Origin of the sequence: Geomesophilobacter sediminis (assembly GCF_016458275.1) — a bacterium.
Taxonomy (GTDB): Bacteria; Desulfobacterota; Desulfuromonadia; order Geobacterales; family Geobacteraceae; genus Geomesophilobacter; species Geomesophilobacter sediminis.
The window spans coordinates 1-1,326 of the sequence record NZ_JAEMHM010000044.1 but is presented as its reverse complement, the minus strand read 5'-3'; the positions used below and the strand labels follow the sequence as shown (position 1 = coordinate 1,326).

At 49.1% G+C, this 1,326-nt stretch carries 1 protein-coding gene; it reads left to right on the top strand.

The window, feature by feature from the left end:
* The first annotated feature begins 125 nt into the window (after window positions 1–125).
* Window positions 126–1,313, top strand: a complete 1,188-nt coding sequence (locus JFN93_RS25255; protein WP_199387165.1) for an IS4 family transposase — start codon at window positions 126–128, stop codon at window positions 1,311–1,313.
* The last annotated feature ends 13 nt before the right edge of the window (window positions 1,314–1,326 follow it).

Genomic DNA, 1,326 nt, shown 5'->3' with positions numbered 1-1,326 from the left:
CAGTGTTGTCCGGTTAGCTTTTTGCTTTAAAAAAGTTGTTCAGTACAGTCATTTTTTTCTTGACGTCTGCGTAGAAGTGGCGCGGCGCGCCTGTCTTAACTACTTGTTTTCCCAGGAGTTAAGACATGCAACTCTACAGCAGATTGGGCCAGCCCCGCGCCAGTTGGGCATACAAAAAGTCTTTCAACCGGTTGTACGATCCGGTACAAAAGTACCTTAGCGCTATTACTCCGCTTACCTCTAGAGGGGATCGACCATTGCAACTGTCATTCGAACATCAGCTCAAGGCTCTTATTTACTTCCACCTCCAGGAGTTCTCTTCCGGCAGGGAACTAATACAAGCCTTGGAGCAAGACGATTTCGCTAAAGAGTGTGTAGCTCCACCGAAAGGCATAAAGAAAACTGCCTTCTTTGAAGCTGTCAACAATCGTGGATTGGAGCAACTGGCTGAACTGTTCAAGCATTTACTGAAAGACGCCACGAGTGTCATTCCAGCCCAGTATGCCGATCTTGGAACGTTGGTTGCCATAGATGGTTCATACATCGACGCGGTCATGTCGATGGATTGGGCGGATTATTCAAGCACCAATAAGAAAGCAAAAGCCCATGTTGGTTTCGACCTCAACCGAGGTATTCCGACAAACATGATCCTAACCGATGGTAACGAGATCGAACGCCACTTCGTAGAACGCATGATCGGCCCGGATGAAACTGCCGTATTGGACCGAGGGTATCAGTGCAATGCCAGCTTTGATCAGTGGCAGAGAAACGAAAAAAAGTTTATTTGCCGTATCCAGGCACGAGCGAACAAAAAAGTTATACGCGAGAATCCTGTTTCGCCTGACAGTATCGTCTTTTACGATGCGATCGTCATTCTCGGAGCAAGAGCTACAAGAGCTGAAAAAGAGGTTCGCGTCGTTGCTTACCGAGTGGACGGCAAAGACTTCTGGATCGCCACTAACCGTCATGATTTGACCGCAGAGCAAGTCGCCGAAGCCTACAAGCTGCGTTGGCACATCGAAACTTTTTTCGCGTGGTGGAAGCGACACCTCAGCGTCTACCACCTCATCGCTAGGACCCAGTATGGCCTGACAGTCCAGATCCTTGGGGGACTCATTACCTACCTGCTTCTGGCTATTTATTGCCAGAAGGAACACAACGAGCCAGTCAGTATTCATCGGGTTCGGGAACTACGCCATCAAATGACACGTGACGCAGCCGCCGCAATGGCATCACAAAGCCCAAAGGCCGTCAAAGCGAGATCGAAAAGAAACACCCGCTTAAGAAACAAGCGACGTAAAGCAAAAACCTAACCGGACAACGCTG